At 69.3% G+C, this 24,382-nt stretch carries 23 protein-coding genes, 1 tRNA gene and 3 pseudogenes; 12 read left to right on the top strand and 15 right to left on the bottom strand.

The genetic code is table 11. The features are described from left to right. Nucleotides 1-58: 58 nt before the first annotated feature. Together AB0P41_RS13930 and AB0P41_RS13925 are read right to left on the bottom strand one after the other, a co-directional pair. Nucleotides 59-132: transfer RNA gene (locus AB0P41_RS13930), tRNA-Ala, on the bottom strand. 397 nt (nucleotides 133-529) lie between these two features. Beyond that, complete coding sequence (locus AB0P41_RS13925; RefSeq protein ID WP_356706764.1) at nucleotides 530-919, bottom strand: ATP-binding protein; 390 nt, start codon at nucleotides 917-919, stop codon at nucleotides 530-532. An 824-nt stretch (nucleotides 920-1,743) separates the two neighbouring features. Here AB0P41_RS13925 and AB0P41_RS13920 point away from each other — a divergent pair. Together AB0P41_RS13920 and AB0P41_RS13915 are read left to right on the top strand one after the other, a co-directional pair. Continuing rightward, complete coding sequence (locus AB0P41_RS13920; protein ID WP_356706766.1) at nucleotides 1,744-2,082, top strand: MerR family transcriptional regulator; 339 nt, start codon at nucleotides 1,744-1,746, stop codon at nucleotides 2,080-2,082. A 678-nt stretch (nucleotides 2,083-2,760) separates the two neighbouring features. Further along, complete coding sequence (locus AB0P41_RS13915; RefSeq protein ID WP_365932043.1) at nucleotides 2,761-3,255, top strand: hypothetical protein; 495 nt, start codon at nucleotides 2,761-2,763, stop codon at nucleotides 3,253-3,255. A 125-nt stretch (nucleotides 3,256-3,380) separates the two neighbouring features. Here the strand turns inward: AB0P41_RS13915 and AB0P41_RS13910 are convergent, their stop codons facing one another. Then, nucleotides 3,381-4,376 (bottom strand): Lrp/AsnC family transcriptional regulator, encoded by a 996-nt coding sequence (locus tag AB0P41_RS13910; protein WP_365932041.1) that lies wholly within the window; start codon nucleotides 4,374-4,376, stop codon nucleotides 3,381-3,383. 388 nt (nucleotides 4,377-4,764) lie between these two features. Between AB0P41_RS13910 and AB0P41_RS13905 the strand changes: the two genes are divergently transcribed. From AB0P41_RS13905 to AB0P41_RS13890, 4 genes and pseudogenes are all read left to right on the top strand, one after another. Beyond that, nucleotides 4,765-6,339: an MFS transporter gene (locus AB0P41_RS13905; protein ID WP_365932130.1), complete on the top strand. Its 1,575-nt coding sequence runs from the start codon at nucleotides 4,765-4,767 to the stop codon at nucleotides 6,337-6,339. A 501-nt stretch (nucleotides 6,340-6,840) separates the two neighbouring features. Further along, nucleotides 6,841-7,083: pseudogene (locus tag AB0P41_RS13900) on the top strand (hypothetical protein); the annotation flags it as partial. A gap of 47 nt (nucleotides 7,084-7,130) precedes the next feature. After that, a pseudogene (locus tag AB0P41_RS13895) lies at nucleotides 7,131-7,337 on the top strand (DNA primase); the annotation flags it as partial. A gap of 297 nt (nucleotides 7,338-7,634) precedes the next feature. Next, nucleotides 7,635-8,072, top strand: coding sequence for a hypothetical protein (locus AB0P41_RS13890; protein ID WP_365932039.1), 438 nt, complete (start codon nucleotides 7,635-7,637; stop codon nucleotides 8,070-8,072). A 204-nt stretch (nucleotides 8,073-8,276) separates the two neighbouring features. On the opposite strand, the gene AB0P41_RS13885 is transcribed toward AB0P41_RS13890, so the two are convergent. The 8 genes from AB0P41_RS13885 to AB0P41_RS13850 all read right to left on the bottom strand — a co-directional run bounded on the left by AB0P41_RS13885 (nucleotide 8,277) and on the right by AB0P41_RS13850 (nucleotide 15,869). Then, complete coding sequence (locus AB0P41_RS13885) at nucleotides 8,277-8,567, bottom strand: hypothetical protein (RefSeq protein WP_365932038.1); 291 nt, start codon at nucleotides 8,565-8,567, stop codon at nucleotides 8,277-8,279. Between the two features lie 164 nt (nucleotides 8,568-8,731). Further along, nucleotides 8,732-9,364, bottom strand: coding sequence for a sigma-70 family RNA polymerase sigma factor (locus AB0P41_RS13880; RefSeq protein ID WP_356706773.1), 633 nt, complete (start codon nucleotides 9,362-9,364; stop codon nucleotides 8,732-8,734). A 230-nt stretch (nucleotides 9,365-9,594) separates the two neighbouring features. Further along, nucleotides 9,595-10,335, bottom strand: a complete 741-nt coding sequence (locus AB0P41_RS13875; RefSeq protein ID WP_365932036.1) for a hypothetical protein — start codon at nucleotides 10,333-10,335, stop codon at nucleotides 9,595-9,597. A 136-nt stretch (nucleotides 10,336-10,471) separates the two neighbouring features. After that, nucleotides 10,472-10,990 (bottom strand): copper chaperone PCu(A)C, encoded by a 519-nt coding sequence (locus AB0P41_RS13870; protein ID WP_365932034.1) that lies wholly within the window; start codon nucleotides 10,988-10,990, stop codon nucleotides 10,472-10,474. Then, the gene (locus AB0P41_RS13865; protein ID WP_365932033.1) at nucleotides 10,990-13,278 is read right to left on the bottom strand and encodes a heavy metal translocating P-type ATPase; all 2,289 of its coding nucleotides are present in this window, start codon (nucleotides 13,276-13,278) and stop codon (nucleotides 10,990-10,992) included. The genes AB0P41_RS13870 and AB0P41_RS13865 overlap by 1 nt, the downstream gene beginning before the upstream one ends. After that, on the bottom strand, nucleotides 13,278-13,496 hold the full coding sequence (locus AB0P41_RS13860; protein WP_365932031.1) for a hypothetical protein: 219 nt from the start codon (nucleotides 13,494-13,496) through the stop codon (nucleotides 13,278-13,280). Before AB0P41_RS13860 ends, AB0P41_RS13865 begins: the two co-directional genes overlap by 1 nt. Nucleotides 13,497-13,698: 202 nt before the next feature. Further along, on the bottom strand, nucleotides 13,699-14,373 hold the full coding sequence (locus AB0P41_RS13855) for a DUF5134 domain-containing protein (protein WP_365932029.1): 675 nt from the start codon (nucleotides 14,371-14,373) through the stop codon (nucleotides 13,699-13,701). After that, nucleotides 14,370-15,869 (bottom strand): PepSY domain-containing protein, encoded by a 1,500-nt coding sequence (locus tag AB0P41_RS13850; protein ID WP_365932027.1) that lies wholly within the window; start codon nucleotides 15,867-15,869, stop codon nucleotides 14,370-14,372. The genes AB0P41_RS13855 and AB0P41_RS13850 overlap by 4 nt, the downstream gene beginning before the upstream one ends. Nucleotides 15,870-16,124: 255 nt before the next feature. Here AB0P41_RS13850 and AB0P41_RS13845 point away from each other — a divergent pair, with 255 nt between their 5' ends. Both AB0P41_RS13845 and AB0P41_RS13840 read left to right on the top strand, forming a co-directional pair. After that, nucleotides 16,125-16,565: a hypothetical protein gene (locus AB0P41_RS13845; protein ID WP_365932136.1), complete on the top strand. Its 441-nt coding sequence runs from the start codon at nucleotides 16,125-16,127 to the stop codon at nucleotides 16,563-16,565. Nucleotides 16,566-16,821: 256 nt separating this feature from the next. After that, nucleotides 16,822-17,562 carry a DUF899 family protein gene (locus AB0P41_RS13840; protein ID WP_365932025.1) on the top strand — a complete coding sequence of 247 codons (741 nt, stop codon included), beginning with the start codon at nucleotides 16,822-16,824 and terminating at the stop codon, nucleotides 17,560-17,562. Between the two features lie 117 nt (nucleotides 17,563-17,679). Here AB0P41_RS13840 and AB0P41_RS13835 read toward each other — a convergent pair whose 3' ends face one another. Beyond that, complete coding sequence (locus AB0P41_RS13835) at nucleotides 17,680-18,516, bottom strand: alpha/beta hydrolase (RefSeq protein ID WP_365932024.1); 837 nt, start codon at nucleotides 18,514-18,516, stop codon at nucleotides 17,680-17,682. Between the two features lie 185 nt (nucleotides 18,517-18,701). Here AB0P41_RS13835 and AB0P41_RS13830 point away from each other — a divergent pair. Continuing rightward, nucleotides 18,702-19,468 (top strand): annotated as a pseudogene (locus AB0P41_RS13830) (transposase). A gap of 124 nt (nucleotides 19,469-19,592) precedes the next feature. Here AB0P41_RS13830 and AB0P41_RS13825 read toward each other — a convergent pair. After that, nucleotides 19,593-20,351, bottom strand: coding sequence for a transposase family protein (locus AB0P41_RS13825; protein ID WP_365932021.1), 759 nt, complete (start codon nucleotides 20,349-20,351; stop codon nucleotides 19,593-19,595). 242 nt (nucleotides 20,352-20,593) lie between these two features. On the opposite strand from AB0P41_RS13825, the gene AB0P41_RS13820 reads away from it, so the two are divergent. After that, on the top strand, nucleotides 20,594-21,073 hold the full coding sequence (locus AB0P41_RS13820; RefSeq protein ID WP_365932019.1) for a LysR substrate-binding domain-containing protein: 480 nt from the start codon (nucleotides 20,594-20,596) through the stop codon (nucleotides 21,071-21,073). Nucleotides 21,074-21,424: 351 nt separating this feature from the next. On the opposite strand, the gene AB0P41_RS13815 is transcribed toward AB0P41_RS13820, so the two are convergent. Further along, complete coding sequence (locus tag AB0P41_RS13815) at nucleotides 21,425-22,348, bottom strand: oxidoreductase (RefSeq protein ID WP_365932018.1); 924 nt, start codon at nucleotides 22,346-22,348, stop codon at nucleotides 21,425-21,427. A gap of 93 nt (nucleotides 22,349-22,441) precedes the next feature. Here AB0P41_RS13815 and AB0P41_RS13810 point away from each other — a divergent pair, with 93 nt between their 5' ends. Continuing rightward, nucleotides 22,442-23,017, top strand: a complete 576-nt coding sequence (locus tag AB0P41_RS13810) for a TetR family transcriptional regulator (protein ID WP_365932016.1) — start codon at nucleotides 22,442-22,444, stop codon at nucleotides 23,015-23,017. Nucleotides 23,018-23,198: 181 nt separating this feature from the next. Further along, nucleotides 23,199-23,417, top strand: a complete 219-nt coding sequence (locus AB0P41_RS13805) for a hypothetical protein (protein ID WP_365932014.1) — start codon at nucleotides 23,199-23,201, stop codon at nucleotides 23,415-23,417. Between the two features lie 189 nt (nucleotides 23,418-23,606). Here the strand turns inward: AB0P41_RS13805 and AB0P41_RS13800 are convergent, their stop codons facing one another. Next, complete coding sequence (locus AB0P41_RS13800; RefSeq protein ID WP_365932012.1) at nucleotides 23,607-24,107, bottom strand: recombinase family protein; 501 nt, start codon at nucleotides 24,105-24,107, stop codon at nucleotides 23,607-23,609. Between the last annotated feature and the right edge of the window lie 275 nt (nucleotides 24,108-24,382).

The raw sequence follows: 24,382 nt of genomic DNA, 5'->3' as shown, positions 1-24,382 counted from the left end.
CGAGGGCCCCCAGCGGGGACAGCGACGCGCGCCGCCGGTCGTGACGCGCAGGGTGGGACGGGGCCGACCGGATTCGAACCGGCGTCCTCCCACATGCGGTGAAGGCGCGACAACCGCTGCGCTACGAGCCCCGTCCCGCTCGCGATCATACGGGCCGCCCTCACCGCGCTGCTCGTACACGGCAGGACGGACCACATCATCAAGGAGCCCGGAGCCCCCGGAGAAGCCCTTCCAGGAATGCGCGCCGCGCAGGGTCGGCCACGGCTTCCCCCGTCGTCCCCGGCAGATCGATCAACTCGTTCCGTCGTCCGCTCGACAGCTCGCGAAACCGGCCTGTCGCTGGGCGGACCTACTTCAGAGGCTTGGGCGGGGACCCGTACGTCTCCGAGTCGATGTACTGCGCGGAGTGCGACGCCCTCTTCCGCGTCGATCACGCCGTCGTGGCCCGCCGGAGCAGTTGACCTCCGGCACACCACTGACGAAACCCTGCGCCGCACCGACCTCTGCTCCGCGCCCGACGTCAGTCACGCTACCGAGGGAGGAGGGCGGTGACGGTCTTGCCGCCGGACGGGCCCGACGTGACAGCGGTGGCGCGGGCGAGGTGGTTGACCATGGGCCAGCCGAAACCTCCGGTGCCGGCGTTCAGGTCCGGGGTGCGCATGCGTGGTGCCTGCGAACTGCGGTCGCGCACGGTCACCTCGATCCCGTACGGGTGAGCGGTCAGCTCCAGGCTGCAGGGGGCGCCGCCGTGACGCAGGGCGTTGGTGACGAGCTCCGAGACGACCAGGATCACGGTGTCGGCGGCCTCGGCCGCGGTCGGGATCACGAGGCCTTCGAGGAAGGCCCTCGCGCTCCTGCGTACGACGGCTACGAATGACATGGAGCGGGCGGGTGGGACGTCGACGCTCATCGTGTCCATCAGGCCACCCCGGTCTCCGGATCGTCCATCGCTTGGTTCTGTCTGCGCGGTGCTTGTGCCCGGCTTGTGGCCCCTCAACCTTGTGGTGTCGCTGTTCGACGTTGAATGTCTCATCGTCGAACGCACGGAAATCTATGTTGAGGGGAGTAGACATTGGGTTGTGGTGTGGTTATGGTTTCTCTCGTAGCCGAGGAAATCAGCAGGGCCTGGCAGAGATGAACTGCCAGGCAGAGGTACCGGTAGTTGCAGTTGGCAGGACGGTGCGGTGGCGGAGTTTCGAAGCCAGGGTTTGCAGGACGGCGACGAGACTGGCGACCGGACCGGGTGGCCCGTAGTGATCAGGGGCCGCCATGAGCAGTACCGCGGTATCCGTAAGTGCAGTTCGTGGTGCCCAGCAGTGAAGTCAGTGAGCAGCACCTCGGTGAAGGCGTCGGCTGCGGGCGCGCGCACCGGGAAGTCCGGCGGTGGGGTTCCAAGCCAGAGCAAACGCAGGACCCGGCTGTCGGAGGTGGCGCTGTCACAGGCCACCGAGCAGTTCGCAGTACCAGATATGCAGTTGATCATCGAGGAAGAACGGAGGAACCAGGCGCCATCAGGATCGCCCGGGCGGAAGCAATTGGGCCCGGGTACCGCAGGACATCGATAGTGAGGTGGTCTCCGGTCAAGCAACCGCGATCCCCGCGCCCCCGTCAGCATTCAGGTCGGGTCAGCGGACACAGAAGGCCGGCGCAGTTCCAGGGCCGGCAGATGGTGTAGCAGTTCCTTCGGGGCCCTGGTGCCATATGGCACCAGGGCCCCTCCAGCGCGTTCCACAGAGAGGTGCAATGCCCGCAGACGACACCTTCGGCCGTCTCGACGACGACGACTACCCCGCCTACACCATGGGCCGGGCCGCCGAAATGCTCAACACCACCCAAGGCTTCCTCCGCGCCATCGGCGAAGCCCGACTGATCACCCCGCTGCGCTCCGCGGGCGGCCACCGGCGATACTCCCGCTACCAGCTGCGCATCGCGGCCCGGGCCCGGGAACTCGTCGACCGCGGGACCCCGATCGAGGCCGCCTGCCGCATCGTCATCCTCGAGGACCAACTCGAGGAAGCCCAGCGCATCAACGCCGAATACCGCCGCGCCGACGAATCGGTGAAACCGCCGAACCCGGCCTGAGACGGCCAGGGCGGCCCCCAGAGCTTCGCTGCCACCACCCGGAGGGTCGCCCGGAACCCAGAGCGTTCCGGGCGCCACCGTCCTCGGCGGTTGTTGTCGGACCGAGAGTGGCCGGCCGCGCACCGACAGCTCATCGAGGAGCTCCACGCATACGTGTGAGCGCTGCTCATTCGGTGCGCCCGTGGTCGACCGGCCGTTCCTCAACGGTCCGATACCCGTGCACACCGCTTTGGTGCGCACGGAGCGGTGCCGTCCTCTCGGCAAGGGGTGTTGTCCGGGACAACACCACGCAAGTCACCGGTGCGACAGCTGAAGCTGTGAGCGAGCACGGAGTAGGCGTGGCTCGGTGCGTGTTGTCCGCGGAGAACACGTACCGCCTACGGGGAGAAGGAACCGCAGCGTAAGACGAGCTGAGTGAGCAGTGAAAGCAACAGGTGGGTGCGGCATCGCTCTCGGTATGCGAAGAGACACTCCGATCGCTCGTTGGGAACGGTGCGATCCGGACATGCAGTAGGCCCTCGTGCGCCTCCCGGGGCGCGCCGTTCCGAGCGAACAGACGGAGCGAGCCGCAAGGACCACCTGTTCGCTCCCGCGCAAGATCGTTCGCTGTCCACACGGGCTGTGCGTGGCAAGGGGCGTGGCAAAGGGCGTAGCGACGGGCGTGGCATCGTCGTGCGGATGAGCCATGTGAACAACGCTGCCAGTCCCTCCGAAGGCGCCTGGATCTTCGGCCTGCAGGAGATCCCCGCCGCTGACACGAGCGAGGACAGCACGGTGCATCAGGTCGCTCCCGCTTTCGGCAGGACTCTCATCAGGGCCACCGAGGACACGCCACAGGCTTTGCGCTGGGCGGCGGAGGAATTCGTCGACCAGTGTGGCCCCGACTGGGCAGTCTCCTCCGTCCTTCTGCAATGGCTCAGGATCGAAGCCGGTGACGAGCTGCTCCTGGGCGTGGAAAGCTGCGTCCTGGAGCGCGTCTCCGACGATCTGATCCGCCTTCACGCCCACTACAACCAATGGGACGATCTGGTCGTTCACATCTCGGTTGTTCGCCGCATGCTGGTCGACATGGCGCACTTCATCGTCACAGAGTCCCGCCACCCGCTGCCTGCCTGGCGGATCAGGCGACTGGGAGAACAGGACCGGAGCCGCCGCAGGTGCGATGCCGAGTAGGCCGACCTGCGCGACCCCGGTCACGTTCCTCGCCTCGTGGTGATCACCCAGTCGCCTTCGTGAGCCGTCGCCGGCAGTGAGGCCGCAGGCGAGGGAGACGAAGGCGTCGTGGAGTGTGGTGCTCCTCAGCGTCGCGGAGGCGAGGGGATCAGCCGTCCCCGGTAGACGAGCGACGCAGCCTGTTTGAGGGGGCGCAGGCGGACGCTCACCGTGTAGCCGGTGATGCCGGGGACCGTGGCGAGGCCACGGCTGAGGAAGTCGTAGAAGTCGGCGGCGTCCGTGCACATCACGATCGCCATGAGGTTCTGTTCGCCCGTCGTGGCCGCGGCGAAGACGACGCGTGGGAGCGTGGCAACAGCCGTGCCCACCGCGTGGAGCCGCTCGGGGGAGGTCTGCAGCCACAGCGCCGCGCCGAACGGGTAACCCAGCCGCTCGGGAACCAGGTCCACGTCATAGAGGAGCGTGCCCGAGCGCTCCAGGGCCTCCATCCGGCGTGCGATCCGGCCGGTGGTCCAGCCGGTGCCCTTGGCCAGTGCGGCCTGGCTCGCCCGGCCGTCCTCGGCGAGGACGGCCAGCAGCGCGGCGTCGTCCTCGCGCAACTCGACCGGTGGGCCCTGCGGCCTTTCACGGGGGTGACGTTCGAGGAGAAGCTCCACCGCCTCCTCCGGGAGCGAGGGGCCGAGCCGCACCCAGTCGGCGCCGGGCGGGGAGTAAGCGTGCAGCACCATACGGGTGTTGAGCTCCACCACTCCCGGATAGCGGGCAAGCCGGCGCAGCACGTCCGGCACCCTGCCGTCGTGGGGCGCTTCCATCGAACAGACGATCTCCGAGCCGCCGAAGGAAATGTTCGCGAAGGAGATCTCGGGCAGCCGGGTCACTGCCTCGGCGAGCGCGTCGATCCTGTCCGGGCGGAGCGTGATCCGCACGATGCTCGCCGTGAGATCGTGCACCGCCGGGTTGACCAGCCCCACCACCCGCATGGTGCCTGTCCGTTGCATCGCCCGGTAACGTCGCGCCACGGTCTGTTCCGACGCCCCCACCGCCTCACCGATCACGCGGAACGGGGCGCGTGGCACCACGTGCAGCGCATGGAGGATAAGGCTGTCCAGAGCGTCAAGCATGGTGGAATCATCACATGAAGCGCGTGATGACAGCAGTTCTCCTTATGTGATCCGCACCGGCTTGGGGAAACCGTCAGGTGTGGCGGAAACTTCTGGAGGATGTACGGGCGAGGTCACGCCGAGCCGCTGAACCCCTGCGGGACCCACTTCGGTGTTCCAGACGCTTCGGCGGCTCCATGCGCGTACGGCCTTGGAAGGCCCTCGACTCCGGACTGCACCGTGGCCGTCCGGCAGCAGTGAGCGCGGCCCGTCCGCCCACTCCGGCGGGTCCTGCCGGACCCGCCGGGGCGCTCACACATCCCCCCACCCGTCCGTCGCGCCGGAGTTCCGACGCTCCGAAGGAGTCCTCTTGTCCCAGTCACCACCCGCTGCCGAGCCCCGTCGCGGGATGACACTCCTCATGGCCTGCCTCGGGGTCTTCGTCGCCTACCTGCCGGTGACCAGCGTCTCGGTGAGCCTGACCGCCATCCAGTCGGCTCTCTCCACGAGCACCCTGCAACTGTCATGGGTCTCGGACGCCTTCGTTCTGCCGATGGCCGCCTTCATCCTCACCGCCGGAATCGTCGGCGACGTGCACGGCCGCAAGAAGGTCTACCTCGCCGGGCTGCTGCTCTCCGCCGCCGGCGCCGCGACCTCGCTCACCGCGCACTCGATCGGCCAGCTCTGGGCCGGCCAGGCCCTTTCCGGGGTCGGCGCGGCCGCGCTGCTGCCGACGACACTCGCACTCATCAGCCACGCCGTACCCGACCACCGCGAGCGGGGAAAGTTCATCGGCTTCTGGGCCATGTGCCTGCTCGGGGCACTCGCCATCGGCGGTGTGGTGGCCGGGACGATCCTCGGGCACGCGAGCTGGCGGTGGATCTTCCTCGTGCCGATACCCGTGGCTCTTTTCGCCTTCGGCTTCTCCCTGCGACTGCTGCCGGAATCCCGCGCACCGCGCACCGGCCGACTGGACTGGCCGGGACAGATCACGGCCGCGCTCGCCATCACCGCACTCGTCTACGGAGTCATCCAGGGCGGCGCGGGCTCCTTCGGCGAAGCGCAGGTCGTCGTCGCGCTCGCCGTCGCCGTCATCAGCGCAATCGCCTTCGTCATGGCCGAGCGGCGCTCCTCGCATCCGATGCTCGACCTGTCGCTCTTCCGCAGCCCCGGATTCACCGCCACCACGCTCGTGGCCATGGTCATGTTCCTCGGCATGATCGGCTTCTTCTTCGTGCTGAGCCTCTACTTCGGCATGGTCCAGCACCTCGCCACACTGGACATCGCCTGGCGCATGCTCCTGATCACCGGTGCCGCACTGCTCGTCAGCGGAGTCGCCGGACGCATCATGCACAAGATTTCTCCGCGTCTCATGATCACCACAGGACTGCTCATGGTGACCACCGCGATGCTCACACTGCTCGGCGCCGACGCGGGCACATCCTTCGTAGCGCTCTCCTGGCGCCTGGTCCTGCTGGGGCTCGGCATGGGGCTTGTCACGACGCCGATGACCGCCGTCGCCGTGGCCTCGGTACCTCACCCGCTCGCCGGAATGGCCGCCGCGGGGAACAACGCGTTCCGGCAGGTCGGCGGGGCGCTCGGCCCCGCCGTGCTCGGCGCCCTCCTCACCAGCCGCGCGGTCTCCTCCCTGCCGGGCCGCCTCTCCGACGCCGGCGTCGACGGCCCCCTCGCAGACCGGCTTGCCGAGGCGACCCGTGACGGGGGCCTCGGCGCGATCGGCGCGATATCGCTCGGTTCGAAGGCCGGCCAGGTCCAGAGCGCCGTGAGCGATGCCTTCCTCGAAGGAATGCGCCTGTGCCTGACTGTCTCGGCCACCCTGACCTTCCTGGCTGCCGTCCTCGCCTTCGTCCTTCTGCGCCCCCGCAGGACCCCGGCAAGGGCCGAGAAGGTCGTACGCACATCGACGGGACAGACGCCGAGCACCTCTGAACGGTCCAAGGCCCTCGTGGAAGAAGGCGCCTGACGCGCACTCCCCTCCCCCAGCAGGTGAAGGCTGTGCCCCACGGAAGCTTCGTGGGGCACGGCCTTCACCCCTTTCCGGCCCGTCTGCCTCTGGACAGCGCTCCGCGCGCAGTGACGTCCGGTGGTCAGCATCAGGAGGAGAGGTGCCTGCGCTCAAGACATGCCTGCGGGGAGCGGCGGCAGAGGCATCTGGACAGCAGCGGGCCGGTGGGGGCGAGGTAGGGGCCGGCCAAGGGGGAACCCCCGGAAGAACAGGGACCAAACTCCGTCTTCGGTCCCTCCTCTGTTCAGTCCCCCGCAAAACACCAGGTCAGAGCGATTCGCCCGGGACCGAAGGGACTGAAGGGACCGAAACTCCCTGTTCCAGCTGCGTGCAGGCGCGCGTACGTAAGACTGACCCTTACGTATCTCTGGTGCGCTGACAACTAGAGAAATGAGTCCCTTCAGTCCCTCAGTCCCTCGGGCGGTCTTCCTGACCAGGTGAAACACTCGGGGCTCGGCTGTGGAACCCAACCCTGGCCACACAAGAGGAACGGACCGACGAACAGTGCAGCGCCCCGCCGACACCGCCTCGTCCGGAGTCGCGCAGCAGCCGGGACCCGTGGACGTCGCCCGGTGGCTCGCAGGCCGTCAGTGGCCGGTCCACCCGCTCGCCCCGGGACGCAAGACTCCGGCCGCCAACTGCGAGCAGAGCCGTGTCCGCAGTCATGAACCCTCGCGCTGTCCCTGCCATGAACAAGGCCGCTGGTGTCACGGCTTCCACAGCGCGACCACTGACCTCGCGCGCATCGACGCCGCATCTTCGTCTGCAGCGAGCTCAAGCCCAACGACAAGTTCGACGAGGCCCGGGTCAAGCTCCTCACCGGCGGGGACAAGAGCAAGGCCCGCCGCCTGCGGCAGGACTACTTCAGCTTCACCCCGACCCACAAGCTCTGGCTGCTGGGCAACCACCAGCCCGAGGTCGGGACGGGGGGGCACGCGTTCTGGCGCCGTATCCGGCGCGGAGGGTGAGGGAGAAGACCCACGGTCCTTCGTGACAGGAGGGGCACGGTGACTTCTCCCCACGGTGACGTCCTCGTCGCTGTGACGGCGAGGGTCGTAAAGGCTTTCGGTGGTATGACAGCCCAAGCAGATGAGGTCGGCTGCGGTCGGTGCTTCGATGAGCGCGAGGTCGAGTTGCTGCGGACGCCTGACGTTCCGCTCCCGACAGACCTTGTCCGCCGGATCGCTCGGAAGGATCCTTCCCACTGGGACGACCAGCCCGCGATCATCCGTAGGATTCTGCCCCAACTCGTCATGGTGCTCGCCGAGGGCGAGAGCGAGTCCGACCTCATGGCCCGTGGACTGGCCGCGGCAGCCTGGTCGCGGTGGCCCCGCGAGCAGGCCGGGGCAGTGGCCGATTTCCTGGACGGGTGGTGGACGCAGACCTTGCGGACGAAAGCGCCGCCGATCTCAGCGTGTGCGGTCTTCGAGGCCTGTGTGACCGCGAGCTCCTCGGTCACCCCGTGGCTCGCCCGCTGGGAGGAGGAGATGGGCCATGTCGCCCGACAACACCTGGCCGACGGTCTCATCCGGTGGCGGGAAGAGCTGGTGTCTGATGACTCGCCTTTCATGTGGTGGCTGGGTACCGAGGCAGAGGAGCAGGCCGCCTGGCGAGAAGTGAAGCGGTGGCTGGCCGGTCAGGCGCGAGCTGGCCGGTGGTCAGGCTGCCGTTCCTGCGCATCCGGTTCGTAGAGGAAGGGAAATCCCGGCACCGGATTGCAAGTCCTGCATTGGGATGGGTGGATGGTGCCGGGCGGTGTTGGGCAGTCCGGAACGGCCTGGTCAGGCAGACTGCCCGGTACCGCGCGCTCCGGGCGAAAACGGGCCGTGCCGGAGCATCCGCTCACGCATCGCTCACGCACAGACGGCTTTGCGGTGCAGGGCCGGCGTCGGTCTTCAGGCGGGAGTCACCGTGTCCAGCCTGCCGACCTTCGCCTCGGCGACGAGGTCGGCGAACTGGGTCGCGCTCATCTGAACGTGCTGACCGGAGTCGTCGGTAAGGACGATGCGGCGGTCCTCGCTCGCAGTGGGGTCCACGAGGAGCTGGGGGCAGCCGCAGTCGCAGTTTCCGCACAACGTGGTGACAGGTTCAAGGGAAGCGAGGTCCGGAACGTGGGAGTCATGGGTCATCGGGGTGCCTTCCGCCGGGGCCGCCCGCTCGGCTGCGGCCATGAACTGGGTGGGCATACCCGCGCTGTCGCGCCGTCGGACCGGCACGGTGAGCGTGTCATCTCTTCGCGTAACCGGGGAACCGCCCGCGGCCCGGGGCCGACTACCCAAGGGGGCGCACCTCGTCACGCGGGTGGTCCGGGGCCGCCCCGGTGCAGGAACGACCCCGGACCCGGTTTGCGTCAGGCGGCCTGCACGATGGCCTCCGCCTCGTCGCGCGCCAGTTGCGCGGTCATCGCAGTACGCGCACGGGCCACTCGGGAACGGACCGTGCCGACCGGGCAGTCCGCCTCGCGGGCGGCCTCCGCGTAGGAGAGTCCGAGCAACTGCGTGAGGACGAACGCCTGCCGACGGTCGTAGGGAAGCGCCGCCAGGAGTTCCTGGAGCGCCACGCCTTCCTCGAAACCGGGCAGCCCCGTCGGCTGGGCGCGCTCGACGGTCGTGCGCCAGTCGTGGGTGTCGGCGAGCAGGGGGCGCGCGGCGGCCCTGCGGAAGTCGTCGACGACGGCGCGACGGGCGATGGTGAGGAGCCAGGTGCGGGCCGAGGAGCGGCCCTCGAAGCGGTGCAGTGTGTGCAGCGCGCGCAGGAACGTGTCCTGCGCGAGGTCCTCGGCAGCTTGTGGGTCGGCGGACAGATGGGCCACGTACCGCACGACGTCGCGGTGCAGGGCACGGACGAAGGCGTCGGCTGCTTCGCGGTCGCCGCCGCGGGCGGCGAGTGCCCAGCCGGTCGAAGCGGTGTCCTCGGCCGTCCTGTCGCGAGGGGCTGAGGCACGTTGTGGCCCGCGTCGTGCGGGCAGTGTGGTGTTCTTCATCGCCTGGGTCCTTCACGGATCGGTCCGGTACCCGGGCGTCCGTGCACGCCGCGGCTACGGCTGGCGTGGCGGTGTACGGGAGGGGCCCGGGTTCCGGTGAATGGGGCACCCGGGCTCGTTCGGAGCCGGGTGTGCCGGAGGACTCCCGCTGCGTGCGGGTACGACGGCGGGCCGGTCGGCGACCGGTCGTGTGCCAGGGGTCTACGTCCTCCGGAATGCCTGTCGCGTCCTCAGAACACGACGAACACCCCGGGCGGCCCGCGCCGGTCCAGTGCGCGGGCACACCGCAGGCCCGGCGACAGCCGGTCGCTCAGGCCACGGTGGGGGCGCAGGCGGCGGCGCCGGGCCGGCAACGGCGCTGTGAGAAGGGGATGGAGAGGGGCCAGCAGCCACCCTGCGACCGCCCGCAGGGTTTGGAAGGCGGCGCGTTCGCCGTGGGCCAGCCACACGCCGCAGACGAGTGCGGCAAGGATGTGCGCGGCGAGCATCCCCGTCGAAGACATTCCGGCCATGCCGTGGCCGGCGTGGGCCATCGAGCCCATGTGGTCCATGGTGGCGGAGTGATCCATGCCGGCCATGTGTTCCGTGCCGGTCATCGCGTCGCTCGTGGCCGAGTGGCCCATGTGCGCCATGCGATGCATGCCCGCCATGGCGTCCGTCGGCGGCGCGGCGGCGCCGCCGACGGAGGGCGTGGCTGTATCCCCGGCGGTCCCGAGGATGGACTGTGCGGCCGAGAAGGCGCTGTGCAGCACACCCTGGGTGGCGACGGCGACGCCCGTGATGAGCCAGGGACCGCGTTCGCGGGCTGCGAACCACCAGCAGGGGACGGCGAGTGCGAGAAAGCCGGTGGCGGGTACCCAGAAGGGAAGCGGGGTTTCGGACATAAGGACGTGTCCGGTCGCGGCGAGCGTGACCGAGACGACGGCGAACATCGCCGCCCTCACCGCGCGTCCGACCGGTCCCGCTTCCATGGCGCCTCATCCTCCCATCGCGGGACGCCGAGCAACATGGCAGGGTTTCCGGCTTGCCGCCCATGTCGGACAAGTGGACGCGGCAGCGGAGTTCCGGCATATGCGGTCGGCGGAGGTGGTGGTGCTGTGCATGGCGCTACGGGCGGAGCAGGCGGTCGGTCCGGGCGCCGGGCTGCACGACCACCGCCCGGATCCTCAGTGGTTTTCCGTGCGCGAAGCGGAGCGTGAAGGAAACCTGTTCCCCAAGTCGCAACGTCCCCTTCGGCCGTACGGTCACGTCGATTCCGTGCGGCGTCATGGTGAGGCCGTCCCCCGCCGGGACCGTGACGGAGTCCACGGGCTGCCGATAGGCGCCGCCGGAAGCCATCATGCGGTGTTCGCTCAGCCGGGGCGGTGTGACCGTATCGGTCGAGGCGATGTGCACGAGCCGGTCCGCGGAGCCCCCGTCATTCGTGAGGGTGAAGAAGGCGGCCGTCTCCGGCGTCGGACCGGTGGGCTGGTAGACGTATGCCTTCGTGACGGCCACGTGAGGTGGGCTGCCGGCATGTCCGTTCGCGGTCCAGGCGCCCAGACCGGCGAGGGCCGTGCCGCAGGCCAGGACAGGAACGCCGACGGCGGTGAGCGATGTGCGCAGGCGTGCGGAGAGAACGGGCATCAGAAGGCCGCCCTCGGGGAGGGGCGCCGACGGCGCGCGGTGGCTGCTGCCGGAGCCGGTTGCCAGCTGCGCAGGCGGAGGCTGCCCAGGACGACGAAGACCGAGCTGAGGGACATCGCGGCGGCGGCGAGCATCGGGTTGAGCAGGCCCACCATGGCGAGCGGCAGGGTGACGGCGTTGTAGCCGAAGGCCCACAGCAGGTTGCCGCGGATGGTGGCGAGAGTGCGACGGGCCAGGCGTACGGCGTCGGCAAGGGCTTCGATGTCGTCGCGGACGAGGGTGACGTCGGCGGCGCCGATGGCGACGTCCGTGCCGGTGCCCATGGCGATGCCGAGGTCGGCCCCGGCAAGCGCCGCCGCGTCGTTGACGCCGTCCCCGACGACCGCGACCCTCCTCCCCTCGGCGCGCAGCCTACGGACGAGCTCCGCTTTGCCCTCGGGGGTGCAGCGGGCGTACGTCTCGTCGATGCCGAGTGCGGTGGCGACGGCTCGCGCGGGCTCCTCCTGGTCGCCAGTGGCGAGGACGGGGTGCACGCCGAGGCGGCGTAGCCGGTCCACGGCGTGGTAGCTGCCGGGGCGTACGACGTCGCCGAGCGCGAGGACAGCCTCGGGCCGCCCGTCCACACGCACCAGGACAGGGGTGTGGGCGGCTTGCAGGGCGGCGGCAAGGGCCGCGCCCAGTTCCTCGGGCAGTTCGCCCTCCGGGGCACCGACCTCGACGAGCCGCCCGTCCACGTGTCCGCGCACGCCGTTGCCCGGTGTCGCGGCGAAGCCGCTGAGCGCGCCCTGCCGTAGGGCGCCGTCCCCGAGTGATCGCTCGGCGTGGCGCACCAGGGCCAGGCCGAGTGGGTGCTCGGAGCCGGTCTCGACGGTTGCCGCAAGCCGCAGTACCTCCTGCGCGCCGGGGCCTTCCGTACGTGTGGTGAGGGTGGCGACGGTGAGGTGGCCCGAGGTGAGGGTGCCGGTTTTGTCGAGTACGACGGTGTCGATGTGCCTGAGGGCTTCGAGGGCTTGAGGACCCCTGATCAGGATGCCCAGCTGGGCGCCTCGGCCGGTGGCTGCCATGAGGGCGGTGGGGGTTGCGAGACCGAGCGCGCAGGGGCATGCGACGACGAGGACGGCGACGCAGGCGGTGAAAGCGGGCTGGGGATCCGCGCCAGCGCCGAGCCAGAAGCCGAGCACGGTGGCGGCGAGGGCGAGCACGACGGGCACGAAGGCGCCGGCCACGGTATCGGCGAGCCGCTGGGCGCGGGCCTTCCCGGCCTGGGCCTCGGTGACGAGGGCCGTGATGCGGGCGAGTTGGGTGTCGGCGCCGACGGCCGTCGCGCGTACGAGCAGGAGCCCGCCCGCGTTGACCGAGCCGCCCGGGACGGCGGAGCCGGCCGCGACCTCCACGGGCCGGGTCTCGCCGGTGACCAGCGACAGATCCACGGCGGACGTGCCCTCGACGACCTCGCCGTCCGTCGCGACGCGCTCACCGGGCCGTACGAGGAAGACCTGGCCCGCGACGATGTCCGCGGCCGCAATGGTTCGCTCCACTGCTCCGTCGCGCACCGTCACTTCTTTCACCCCGAGCTCTGCGAGCGCCCGCACGGCGGCCGAGGTGCCGCGCCGGGCGCGGGCCTCGAGATGCCGGCCCAGAAGGACGAAGAGCGGGACACCGACCGCCGCTTCGAGATAGACGTGTGCCGTCCCGTCCGACGCCGCGGGCAGCAGTGTGAAGGGCATCCGCATGCCGGGGTCGCCGGCGCCACCGAGAAAAAGCGCGTACGAGGACCAGCCGAAGGAGGCGAGGACGCCGAGCGAGACGAGCGTGTCCATCGTCGCCGCGCCGTGCCGCACCCCGCGCCACGCGCGCTCGTGGAAGGGCCACGCGCTCCAGCAGGCGACGGGCGCGGCGAGCACGTAACACAGCCACTGCCAGTTCCGGAACTGGAGCGAGGGCGCCATCGACAGGACAAGGACGGGGAGAGCGAGGAGCGCGGTCACCACCAGCCGATGCGGGACACCGAGCTCGGCCGCCGTGACCTCCCGGTCCTCGCCAGACACCGGCGGCGCGGGGAGGCAGGCGGTGTACCCGCCTCGTTCGACGGCGGTGACGAGCACGTCCGTTCCGAGGTCCGCCGGATGTTCGACACGGGCGGTACCGGTCGCGAGATTGACCGTGGCGCGCACTCCTTCCAGGGCGCCGAGCTTCTTCTCGACCCTGCGCACGCAGGCCGCGCACGTCATACCGCCGACGATCAGATCAGTCGTGGCCAGGGTGCGAGGGGCCGTTTCCCGAGTCATCAGTGGCCCATCCCGCTCATGCCGCCCATGTCGTGCGAGCCCGGTTCGTCATCCGGATGCGTGACTCCACGCATGTCGGGGGCGACAGGCCCTGCGAGGTGCCCCACCGCGTACGAGGCGGCGAAAACCGCGGCGAGCAGGAGCAGGAAACCTCCGAACAGCGCGTACGGGGCGGGGGCGGATTGCCGTGCGGTGTGAGTCGTCACCGAGTGGTCCATGAGGCAGGCTCCGGGCGAGAGTGCGAGTCGTACGCACCAGAGGTCGGCCGCCCCGGGCCACGAGTTCCCCCGGACCCGGGTGGCGTGCATCACATATCGGACACATGTCACGTGGCCCGGAAGCAACACGCTTCCGGGGCACACCTGGCGAGGAGGGCCCACCGAACCCGAACGACCTACGGCCGGCGTCGGACCCGACGACTCACACCATCACGACGAACATCACCGCCATGCCCAGCGACATCAACGCGTGACAGCCCACGTCCCATGCCGCGTGCAGCGCGCCGCCCTTGGCCGCGCTGCCCGTGGCCACGCCGACCGAAGTGCGGGGAGTCAGGCGGCCCGCGTCGAAGCCCTTTGCGAGCCACCACAGCCCGAGGGCCAGCAGAACGAGTGCGAGCAGTCCCGCGCCCCACCGGTCGCCGGCGGTGCTGAGCGTCATCGTCGCGAGTGCTCCGGGGGCCGACATGTCCATCCCCGGCATGTCATGCGCCTGGCTTCCGCCCGCCCCTTCCGCAGACATACCCGACGACATCGCCACGACCATCCACGCCATCGCGCCGGTCATCACGGCATGCGGCAGCGTGCTCGCGAGGGCTCGCAGCCGAGGCTCGGGGCCACTTGGCAGAGCGAGGGCGGCCAGCACGAACCAGACCGCGGCGGCGGAGAAGAAGACCACCTGCGGAGTGCCCGGCAGATCCATGCCCCAGGGCCAGGCCATCGCGAACATGGCCAGGGCCATCACCCCGTGCAGACCGTGCGCGAGCCGTGCGGTCCACGAATGGGAGCCGGGCGCGAAGACGCGCCACAGAGCGTGGACGGCGAGTGCGCAGAAGAGCAGCGTCAGAATCCAGCGCAGCCCGGTAGCGGCGATCATAGAGCTATCTCCTTCGGCATCTCGGCTCGCGCTTCCGTACGCGAGCGCCGGTGTCGGCGTGCTTGCGCGATTGCCAGGTCCGCGAGCAGGAAACAGGCCAAGGGCAGTCCGAACAGCGGCAGGTAGTAGGCGAGTACGGCGGTCACGACGACGAGCGGTGCCATGACCTTGCCCGGCACTCGGCGCCAGGCCCCCCGCACCGGCGGACGTCCGAGCCGTGTCCCCCCACCTCGGGTGGGCCTGCGCAGCCACCACATGCGGTAGCCCCAGAAGAGCATTCCGATGAGCGCGAGGGCGATGACCGCGAGGACGATCTGGTTGGCGAGACCGAAGAGCAGCCCCATATGGGCGTCGATGCCCCAACGCGTGAGCTTGGCGAGGACGGGAAAGTCGTCGAAGACCACCTTGTCCGTGACCTTGCCGGTGGCCGGGTCGATCGCGACCGAGTCCTGCTGCTCCGGCCAGTGCCGCGTGTTCTCCTTGACGATGTACGCACTCTTGTTGTCTGCCGGCGGGCTGATGACGAGCTTGCCGCGCAGCCCCTCGGAGCGGGCGATGCGGACCGCTCCGTCGAAATCGACCTTCGTGATGGAGGAGCCGGCAGAGAATTGATCTGAGTCCGCCCCTGCCGATCCACCACCCTGTGCTCCACGGCCGAGGGCCGAGGAGACGGACGGCGACGCACCGCCCAGCGAGTCCTGGATCTTGCCGATGTTCACGCCCGCGTGCGCCGACCAGGTCAGCCCGGTCGCCGAGAGCGCGAGGAAACCGACCGACACCCACAACCCCACGGCCCCGTGCCAGGACAGCGTGCGCTTGCGCCCCTTCGGGCCCCGGCGCGGCACGAACCACTTGCGCAGCCGCTCCCGGCCGCGCGGTGCCCCGAGCCAGAGGGCGAGCCCGCCCAGCACCTCGACCCACAGCCAGCTCGCGGCGATCTCAGAGTAGTTGCGGCCGAATTCGCCGAGGTGCAGCGTGCGGTGCAGGCTGTCGAACCAGGACCGCACGGGCAGCCACTCACCGAAGGTGCGCAGTGTGCCTTGCACCTTCGCGTCGTACGGATCGACGAAGGCGGTCTGCGTGTAGCCCTCGGGCAGTCCCTTGACGTCGAAGGTGACCCGGGTCGTGTCGTCATCCCCCGCGCCCTTGGTAACGGAGACGAGCTGCCCACCGGGTATCGCCGCGCGGGCGGAGTCCACCTGGGCGGTGAGCGGCTTCGGCTCGCCGCGTGGAGTGACCTTCAGTTCGTGGTGGTAGACGACGGACTCGATCTGCGGGGTCGCCGTGTAGAGCAGTCCTGTCACGGCGGCGACGAGCAGGAACGGGCCGATCAGGACGCCCGCGTAGAAGTGCAGGCGCAGCAGGAGGGGTCGTAGCCCGTTCCATGTGCCACCGCCGTTTCTCGGCGTGGGCGTGGCGAAGTCCTCGGGCGGGGCGGCCTCCTCGGTCTTGCGTTGCCGGAGCGGTGGTGGCGCGGCTGGCGTGGTCTCGGTCATCGACTCTTCCTCATGCGTGGACCGGTGGGGACGGTGAGGTGCACGTACAGGAGTCGGAGCGCGGGTGACGTGAGTTCCCGCCGACAGTATGTGATGTGAATCACAAAAATTGTTAGGTGCCGCTGCGTGCCCGGACGGGTCTGGCCATCGCTGTCACCGCATGGCACGTCCGATCGCCAAGAACTTCTCCGCCCCGCCCCCGACTTCTGCAACAGCGCCTCAAGGTGTGTCACTTGATCACCGAGGAGAATTCCCATGCCGACACCCAGGCCGGCAGCCATCGCCCTCGCCACCCTCCTGTGCCTCGCCGCCGCCGGCTGTTCGGAGGCGGACTCCGGCGCGGAAGGCAGGACGACCGGCTCTGCCGACAAGGCACCTCCCGCCGCGCAGGGCGCGTACCCCGTCACCGTCGAGAACTGCGGCCGCGACCAGACGTTCGACAAGGCCCTCAGTCGGATCGTTGTGATGAACGGGGCCTCGGTCGCCGAGGTGTCCACGCTGCTCGCCCTCGGCCAGGGCGACCGGATCGTCTCCAATCAGCAGACCTACGGCATGAGTGATGCCCGACGGGGTACTCCGCGACGACCCGCCCGCGCCGCGCCCCCTTCATCTGTTCCGGGCCGACGCGGACATCTTCCGACAGACGCCGGTCCGGCTGCCTGCCGTCCGCAGCCCTTGGCTGCGCGAGATCCTTGAGAACCTCACGGACCACATACGCGCCGGCCTCTCCTGAAGGCCTTCCGTTCGCCGGGCTCTGCGGCCCTGGTCAGGTCCACGCTTGCGGCCCCGCCGCCACGGTGGATCGCGTGCATGCGTCGGGGCCCGGCTGGTGGACCGAATGAGCGAGCCGCCGAAGGGCTACTGCGTGGCGCCCGGGAGCACGGTGCAGCCTGGTGGGCATGGTGGTCCTGGGTGACCTCTTGGCAGCCTCCCCAGAAGCGGATGGAGACGCGTGAACGATCATTCACCGAGCCCGGCCCTCCCACCTGTGGTGGACAGAGAGGCGTACCAGGAGGCGCGGAAAGCTCTGCTAGCACGGGAGAAGGCGCACACCCGTGAAGGAGACGCGATCGCGGCGGCGCGGCGGCGGCTGCCGATGGTGGAAGTCGACGCCGGCATCGAGGTGATCGGCCCCGACGGGCCGATGACGATCCTCGACGTCTTCGAAGGCCGCAAGCAGCTCATCGCCTACTTCCACGCCTGGTGGCCCGGACGGCCCGCCGCCGGGCAGTGCGAGGGCTGCACGTTCTTCAACAGCCAGGTCCGGGAGCTGTCCTACATCCACTCCCGCGACGCCACATACGCCACGCTCTGCAAAGGCCCCTACCAAGAGAGCGTCCGCTACCGCGACTTCCTGGGCCTGGAGATGCCGTGGTACTCGGTCGAGAAGACGGCGCCGCAGCTCTTGGAGGGCCGTGACTGGCAGCGTCACCACCTCGTCTGCTACGTCCGCGACGGCGAGCGGGTGTTCGAGACGTACTACACCGGCGGTCGCGGCGTCGAGATCATGGCGCCCACCCACGGGCTGCTGGACATGACCGTCTACGGACGCCAGGAGGCGTGGGAGGACTCCCCCCGCGGCTGGCCTCAGCCCTGGTACTCCACCGAGAACCCCGAGGAGTGGCGTACGAACGGGCGCCCCATCGCCCAGTGGTCCCGCATCGAAGCCGGCCGCTCCGACGAGCTGACCTAAAGGCTGTCCCGCAAGTCGTGGTCGTTCGGGGTTCGGCGGTCAGTTGGGGATGGGGCGTGCTCCGCTTCGAGTGCCAGAAGGGGTGCCAAGCGCCGCCGAACCGCTCGAACGACAAGCTCATCCCTTGATGAACTCGATGATCTGCGGGGCGATCTTCTTCGGAGCCATGACGACGGCGCCATGGTTGAGTCCGGGCAGAGTGCGATGGTCGGCCTGCGGCAGAATCTCGGTGGCGGCGAGGGCGGCGCGCTGGAATGCGGCTGGACTCTTGCCACCGGTCAGCACGCGGGTTGGTAGGGCCACCCCTTTCCACTCCTCGGCATCGAGCGGCTTGCCTTGCTGGGTGTCGCCCATGACCGCGATGTCATAGGGGAGAGTGCTGGCCAACTTGGTGAGGTTTGCCCACATCTTCGGCATGAGCTTCATGAAGAACACGGCGATGCTGGGCATGCCCTGCACCCTGGTCATGAAGTACTTGACCGCGTCGCTGTGCTGGCCTGCCGCAAGCAACGCGGTGATCTGCTGCGCGAGATCCTTAGGCGGTCCGTCGTCGCCTTCGGCGACCACGAACGGCGGCTCGTACAGAGCCAGGCGGTCGACGTTGACTCCGGCCGCGGCCGCGCGTAGGGCGAGGACCGCTCCGGAGGACGAGCCAAACAGCGACGCCGAACCGCCGACGTGTTGGACCAACGCGGCGATGTCTTCAATCTCGCGGTCTGGAGCGTAAGCAGCGGCGTCCCCGCTGGCACCGCGTCCGCGCCGGTCGTAGTTGATCACAGTGAAGTGGTGGGCGAGGAGAGTCGCGAGTTTGGCTGTGTCCGAGCGGTCTGCCAGTGCCGAGGCAACCAGGACGACGGCCGGCCCGTGGCCCGACTGCTCGAATGCGATCTCGGTGCCGTCGGCGGAGGTGACTCGGGCCTCGGCTCCGGCCGACTGCTCTCGCGCTGTTGCCATGTTTGTCTCTCCGGTTCACGTAGGGGCCGTAATGCTGTGGGCGTGCGTTGCTGCTATAGGACCCCCGCAGTGCAGGGAACTCATCGGTGCGCCAGGCTTTCGGCACCGAAGTCCTCGCATCTCGGAGAGGACGAACCCCCTCACGCAGAATCGAGGGCATGGGGCGGCAGTGGGATGAGCCAGTTGTGACTGGTGTGATTACGGCATCGCAGCCGTCCTGGATAGTCCCGTTCACCGGGCTGAGCCAGCGTTCCTTCCGCAAGCTGGTGACGGTTCTGCGGCGCAAGGGTGCGAACGCAGTCGGTAGAGGGCGACCGTGGAGCCTGCCTCTGGAGGATCGGACGCTGCTGGTCGCGGCTAATGGCGAACAAACTTGACGATGCGGCAACTCGCACTGCTCTTCGGTGGGTCGAAGTCCGCCGCAGACCGGATCATCGACCATCTCGGGCCGATGATCGCGCTCCGGCCGCGCAGGTCTTTCGACAGGGGCACTGTACTGATCGTGGACGGGACGCTCGTGCCCACCCGAGACCACACCATCGCCGAGCGGTCCGAGAACTATCGGTACTCCACCAACCACCAGGTCGTCATCGACGCTGACACTCGCCACGTCGTCTTGGTGGGCCGCCCAGTACCCGGCAACCGCAATGACTGCAAGGCATGGGAGGAGTCAGGAGCCAAGGCTGCCGTTGGCACGACCATCACCATCGCCGACGGCGGCTATCCGGGCACCGGACTCGTGATGCCTCACCGGCGCCGCAAAGCCGAGGAGCTGCCCGACTGGAAGGAGGACCACAACAAATCCCACAAGCAGGTCCGAGCCCGGGTCGAGCACGTCTTCGCCCGCATGAAGAACTGGAAGATCCTCCGTGACTGCCGACTCAAAGGCGATGGTGTCCACCACGCCATGCTCGGTATCGCCCGGCTGCACAACCTCAACCTCGCCAGCTAGATAAGCGGCCGGGTTGATCGCCTCCCACGATCCCGTCCCTCAGAGAGAAATAACGGGACAGCCCTTACGAGCTCGTGCACGGTTAGCGGTGGGACGTCGAAGGCACCGGTGGGTGCCTTGGTGCTCATGTCTGCCAAGCCGGGATCCGGTCTGCGGTCTGCTGCTGGGACAGCAGACCGGCGACGGCTTGGACGGTGGTGTCCATGTGTTCACGGCGGCCGAGGTGGCGGGCCAGTGCCCGCCAGTTCTTCAGATGGGCGATGCCGTGCTCGACCCGGATGCGGCGTGAGGAGTGGGCCTTGCGCTGGCGCTCGTGCATCTCCTCGTACCAGTCAGGGGCATCCTTCTTGCACTTGCGGTGCGGGGGTGTCACGACGCGTCCGCCGGTCTGTGCTCCGAGCCCCTGGTAGCCGGCGTCGGCGAGGATCTCGACCGCCGGACCGTCGGCCAGGAGCTTGACCAGCCCTAACTCTCGGGCGTGGGTGATGTCCGCGCAGCTTCCGGGTCTGGTCGGGCTGCAGAACAGCAGCCGTCCGTCCCCGTCCGTGAAGACCATGGCCTTTACGGCGTTCTGCTTGTTCTTGCCGGAGATGAACTTGTCCCGGTCCTTGCGGCCGACGGCCGGGCGGCGGACCCGGATCTCGGTGCCGTCGATGATGCCGGTCTTCCCGGTCGCACCGAGATGGTCGACGACCTCGGCCAGGCTTCGCAGCCGCACGTCGGGGCTGATGGTGCACCCACGCTCGGCGAGCAGGGGCCGTACCTCGCTGATTGCCCGGGTGACAGTCGAGCGGTCCACGCCGAACCAGCAGGCCAGCACGTCATGCGTAACCCCGTGGCGAAGGTGCACGAGCGTGGCCAGGAGCCGGTCGACAAAAACCATGCGGTGCTTCGCACCGGCGCCCACAGCCCGCTTCCGCGGCCGGGACGCAAGTCTGGCCTGGTGCCGTTGATGCCACAACGGACCAACTTCGGCAACGAGTTCAGCGATCACAGCGGCCGACAGGCCCGTGATCCTCCGGTCGCTGGTGATCGCTGCGCGCGTCACGTTCCCCACCACACGACCATGATCCACGACCCAGAGCTCGACGTCGCACCGCTAACCGTGCACGAGCTCGTTAGCCGTTGGCCGCTCGACTCGACGCCGTCCGCGACGGAGAGCTGGACCTGGCGCTGGTGCGGGGCGCGCTCACCTCCGCGGCGGTGACAGTGGTGCGCGCCTGGTCCGAGCCGCTGCACGCGGTGTTCGCGCGCGAACACCCCGCCGCCCGGAAGCCCGTCGTCCGCCTGCACGATTTCGCCCCGTACGGTCTGCGGCTTCCCGCCAGGGACAGTGACCCGCCGATGTATGACGCGATCATCGCCGCTCTGCCCATGGCCCCGCCGCGGCCTCCTGCCGGGGACATGCTCAACGTGCTGTTCGAGGTGGGCCGGGACACCGAGGGCTGGACGCTGATGCCGGCCGAGCAGCTCGACGTGTCCCGCTCCGAGCGGCTGCTCCACATGCCGCTCGACCCGCCGGTGACCGTCGATGGCCACGTTGTCACCTCACTGGCCACGCCGGAGCCGTGCGTGGCGTCGTACGTGGCCTCGTTCGCGGACTGAACTCCCGCCTCGGGCCGGTGCTCCCAACTCACGCGTCATGGCGCCCCTTGAGGTCCTTCGGAATCCGGCACCGGGCAGAAGCCCAGCGGCAAGGGAGGGTGAATCACGCCCTGCGTCGCGAGCTGACCTCCGTTCGCCGACCGGCGCGGGTGAGGCGTGCGATGGCGATGCGAGCCGTCTGCATGCCGGCCGGCGGAAGATCTGCCTCCACGGCCGGTCCAGACGGAACTCCCAGGTCCTGCGCGTCTCGGGTCCCTCGTTCCGGGAAGGCGGACAAGCAGATGCGCACCGACTGCCGGCCGGAGAAGGAGGACAACCCCGGCTGCCCGCCCGAGCAGGCCGAGCGCACGGTCAGGTCTGCGGGGCCGGGAAGGTGACGCCGGTCAGCCGCTCGCTCTCGCGCCACAGCCAGTCCCCCAGCTCGGGGTCGTCGGCCCCGGCGGGCAGCCGGACCGGCTTGGGCGTGCCGGAGGTCTGGTCGCGTCCGGCCGGGCCGAGGTAGGCACCGTTGACGACCTCGGGGTGGGTCGCCGCGTAAAGGGACGGCCAGGCCGCGCCGTCAGGGGAGCCCATCAGCGTGCGGGAGGCGAGGGCCAGGAGCAGGCGCCCCGTCCGGCTGGTGGAGGTGTGACGCTGCAGGTTGGTGACGGCGGAGCCTGGATGGACGGCCACAGCGCGGTGCGCACTGCCGGCAAGGCGGCGGGCGAGTTCCTGGGTGAAGACGACGTTGGCGCGCTTGGACTTCGCGTACGCGCTCATCGGGCGGTAGCCGCGCTCGCTCATCAGATCCGCGAGATCACCGGAGCGCCAGGCGGCGGCGATGGCGCTGACCGTGACGACCCGGGCGGCTGCGGAGCGCCGCAGGGCGGGCATCAGGTGCGCGGTCAGCGCGAAGTGGCCGAGGTGGTTGGTGCCCACCGTGAGTTCCAGTCCGTCGCGGGTCAGCCGTCGTTCCGGGACGTCCATCACACCGGCGTTGTTGACGAGGAGGTCGAGGGTCTCGCCTGCGGCGATCGGGGCGGCCGCCTCGCGGATCGCGTCGAGGCTGCCGAGGTCGAGTTCCACTGTCTCCAGGCGGGCACCGGGCACATCCGCTCGCACGCGGCGGACGGCCTCTGCCAGGGAGTCGGGGCGCCGCCCCGCGAGCAGGACGCGGGCACCGTGCTCCGCCAGCAACTGGGCGGTGCGGTAGCCGATGCCACTGTTGGCGCCGGTGATCAGTGCGGTTCGGCCCACGAGACCGGGGACGCCGACCGGGGTCCAGTGCGAATCCACCACGTCACTCCTTAAATGAATGTTCATTCATTTCATTCTGGAGAGGCCCGCCCGAACTTGTCAAATGAATGTTCATTACGGAAGGCTGGGGGCATGGCAACACGTGACCCCGACCGAAAGCGGCAGCAGCTGATGGAAGCCGCCCTGGCCGAGTTCGCCGAGTTCGGTGCGGCCGGAGCCCGCGTGGACCGGCTCGCCAGACGCGCGGGCATCAGCCCTGGCCTGGTGTACTCCTTCGCCGTCGGCAAGGAAGGGCTGTTCGAGGCCGTCTACGAGGCGATCGCCGAGCAGACCGTGAACGCGGTCCCCATCGACGCGGACGACCTGCCCGCATACGCCGGCCGCCTGCACGACGCCGGGCAGCAGCACCCCCAGGTCATGCGTTTCCTCACCTGGTACGCCCTGCAGAGCACCGAACGGCCTGCCCCCGACATCGTGGCCCGCTCGATGCAGGACAAGATCACCGCCATCGAGGCCGCCCAGCAACGCGGCAGCGTCCGCCGGGACAAGCCGGCCGCGGAGATCCTGGTGCTTGTTCTGACTCTCGCGAACATGTGGCAGCACCACACCGAGGACGTCAACTCCCTGGTTCCCCCCGCACAGCAGCGCACAACGATCACTGACGCCGTACGCCGCCTCGTCACCCCGGACCAGCCCGCCGATCACTGACCGCACCGCCCCACGCCCTAGCCGTCCCGCCGATCCCGGTCACGATGTCAGCGCCGCGCGCGATGACGGAGGCGTGGACTACAGCCTCGTGATCGCCGCCGCCCAGGCCGCCGGCCCCTGCCCGCCCGGCGAGGAGGCCTCCTGGGGCCGGCGCGTGTAAACGCTCACCGTCGACCTGCACATGATCGCCAAGCAGGCGGCTCAGGACGTCGACCGGCTGGAGAGCGCCAAGACGTTCGTCGCCTTCCTGGAGAAGGCCGAGATCGAGGAGACGAGCCGCCGCGGTCTGCTCACCCTGCGGCCCCCGTCCGGCGACGCGGAGACCATCCGGACCGAGCAGGAGGAGACCGACCGCGGCCGCCAGCTGATCGAGCGGGCCCGCTCCCTCTTGAAGCTCTGAAGGGCACCCAGGGTTCAGGGCGTACTGCCGACCTCGTCGTTCTTGGCAAGGATGCGGTAGACGGTGGCCCGAGGGGCGCTGGCCCTTGTTCTTCCCCGAGGTGATGATGAGCTTCTGGGCGATCTGCGGTACGGGTACGCCGTCGGCCCGCAGGCCGCGGGCGTAGTCGGCCATGTCGTCGCCGACGACCTAGGGACGTCCGCCGCGACGGCTGCGCTCGCGGGCGGACGCCTGGCCCTCCAGGGATTTCTCCCGGATGTACTCGCGCTCGGACTTCGCCATCCCGGCGAAGAAAGCGAAGAGGGCGGCGCCGCGGCCGGAGGGATCATACACCCCCTGAAGGGGGCCGGTGAGGAGTTCGAGCTGAATGTCGTGATGGCGCAGGTCCTCGGCGATGGCCAGCAACTCGGTGGCGCCGCTCCCGAGCCGCTTCATCTCGTGCACCGTGAAGATCACCCGCTGGTGCGGGACGGCCTTCTTGATGGTGCGGGCCAAGTCCATCGCTTCGACGAACTCCGGCCTCACCTTGACGCGGGTGCTGATCTTCTCGGAGAAAACCGGATCGCAGTCCGCTTCTTGAAGCGCGTCGAGCTGGCTCTGGAGCTCGTGCTGGGCGGTACTGCAACGTACGTACCCGACCCTGGTGGGCTTGGTCGCGGCCTTCCAGGTCGGCGCGGAGTTGGGGGACAAGCATGAGGCGCGGGGTGTGGTACTTCGGGGCGACCTTGCCGCCGCGGGTGCGGCAGGTGCTTCCGGCGGGCGCTTCACAGGTGGGGCAGTCGAACTGTGCGACGACGGCGGCCAGTTCGGCGGGCTCTGACATGTTGCAGAAGCTATCGCGAGGGTCGTTGTGCGAAAGCTGTTTTGTGAGGGGTTGTGAGAACGAGGATCAGGGGCAAACCGGACATGGTCCGGCGGGGGCCTGTGGCCTCTGCGAGCACGAAGCCTGGTCGGCTTCGCCGAGA

It is taken from the genome of Streptomyces sp. NPDC079167 (assembly GCF_040686735.1).
Lineage (GTDB): Bacteria > Actinomycetota > Actinomycetes > Streptomycetales > Streptomycetaceae > Streptomyces.
Note: the sequence above shows the minus strand (reverse complement) of the source record. Positions and strands in the feature narration are given on the sequence as shown.

Excerpts from the sequence above, each read along its gene's own strand:
- AB0P41_RS13925 (WP_356706764.1), bottom strand. The coding sequence starts at position 919 with ATGGACACGATGAGCGTCGACGTCCCACCCGCCCGCTCCATGTCATTC.
- AB0P41_RS13920 (WP_356706766.1), top strand. The coding sequence starts at position 1,744 with ATGCCCGCAGACGACACCTTCGGCCGTCTCGACGACGACGACTACCCC.
- AB0P41_RS13915 (WP_365932043.1), top strand. The coding sequence starts at position 2,761 with ATGAGCCATGTGAACAACGCTGCCAGTCCCTCCGAAGGCGCCTGGATC.
- AB0P41_RS13910 (WP_365932041.1), bottom strand. The coding sequence starts at position 4,376 with ATGCTTGACGCTCTGGACAGCCTTATCCTCCATGCGCTGCACGTGGTG.
- AB0P41_RS13905 (WP_365932130.1), top strand. The coding sequence starts at position 4,765 with ATGACACTCCTCATGGCCTGCCTCGGGGTCTTCGTCGCCTACCTGCCG.
- AB0P41_RS13890 (WP_365932039.1), top strand. The coding sequence starts at position 7,635 with ATGGTGCTCGCCGAGGGCGAGAGCGAGTCCGACCTCATGGCCCGTGGA.
- AB0P41_RS13885 (WP_365932038.1), bottom strand. The coding sequence starts at position 8,567 with ATGCCCACCCAGTTCATGGCCGCAGCCGAGCGGGCGGCCCCGGCGGAA.
- AB0P41_RS13880 (WP_356706773.1), bottom strand. The coding sequence starts at position 9,364 with ATGAAGAACACCACACTGCCCGCACGACGCGGGCCACAACGTGCCTCA.
- AB0P41_RS13875 (WP_365932036.1), bottom strand. The coding sequence starts at position 10,335 with ATGGAAGCGGGACCGGTCGGACGCGCGGTGAGGGCGGCGATGTTCGCC.
- AB0P41_RS13870 (WP_365932034.1), bottom strand. The coding sequence starts at position 10,990 with ATGCCCGTTCTCTCCGCACGCCTGCGCACATCGCTCACCGCCGTCGGC.
- AB0P41_RS13865 (WP_365932033.1), bottom strand. The coding sequence starts at position 13,278 with ATGACTCGGGAAACGGCCCCTCGCACCCTGGCCACGACTGATCTGATC.
- AB0P41_RS13860 (WP_365932031.1), bottom strand. The coding sequence starts at position 13,496 with ATGGACCACTCGGTGACGACTCACACCGCACGGCAATCCGCCCCCGCC.
- AB0P41_RS13855 (WP_365932029.1), bottom strand. The coding sequence starts at position 14,373 with ATGATCGCCGCTACCGGGCTGCGCTGGATTCTGACGCTGCTCTTCTGC.
- AB0P41_RS13850 (WP_365932027.1), bottom strand. The coding sequence starts at position 15,869 with ATGACCGAGACCACGCCAGCCGCGCCACCACCGCTCCGGCAACGCAAG.
- AB0P41_RS13845 (WP_365932136.1), top strand. The coding sequence starts at position 16,125 with ATGCCGACACCCAGGCCGGCAGCCATCGCCCTCGCCACCCTCCTGTGC.
- AB0P41_RS13835 (WP_365932024.1), bottom strand. The coding sequence starts at position 18,516 with ATGGCAACAGCGCGAGAGCAGTCGGCCGGAGCCGAGGCCCGAGTCACC.
- AB0P41_RS13825 (WP_365932021.1), bottom strand. The coding sequence starts at position 20,351 with ATGGTTTTTGTCGACCGGCTCCTGGCCACGCTCGTGCACCTTCGCCAC.
- AB0P41_RS13810 (WP_365932016.1), top strand. The coding sequence starts at position 22,442 with ATGGCAACACGTGACCCCGACCGAAAGCGGCAGCAGCTGATGGAAGCC.
- AB0P41_RS13805 (WP_365932014.1), top strand. The coding sequence starts at position 23,199 with ATGATCGCCAAGCAGGCGGCTCAGGACGTCGACCGGCTGGAGAGCGCC.